The sequence below is a fragment of the Bacillus sp. SIMBA_154 genome (assembly GCF_046536015.1).
GTDB classification, from domain to species: Bacteria; Bacillota; Bacilli; order Bacillales; family Bacillaceae; genus Bacillus; species Bacillus pumilus_P.
Genome location: NZ_JAWJBV010000261.1, coordinates 1 through 272, shown reverse-complemented (window position 1 = coordinate 272; position 272 = coordinate 1). Strand labels below are relative to the sequence as shown.

1 protein-coding gene is annotated in these 272 nt (G+C 38.6%); it reads right to left on the bottom strand.

Annotated elements, in window-relative coordinates; genetic code table 11:
• A partial coding sequence (locus R0K30_RS21965) for a hypothetical protein (protein ID WP_410612959.1) occupies positions 1 to 272 on the bottom strand: 272 nt, incomplete at both ends.

Sequence of the window (272 nt, the reverse complement as noted above, 5' to 3'; positions counted from 1 at the left end):
TACTGATACGACTAATTTTGACTCCTTTATCATCAAGCCAGGTCGCGTAAGATCGCCTTAAGGAATGAGGGGCAACTGTGTTGTACTTTCTGCATAGCTCATAAATTGCATTTCCTGTTAAAAAGTTATTTTCTCTTATAGAAAAACTCCCGTTCTTGGATACTTTTATGAAAATCGGGCCGCTCAGTATGCTTCTTATATTTATCCAGTCCTCTAAAGCAGCTTTAGTCACAGGATGAAGCGCTACATACCTTTCTTTGTTACCTTTACCA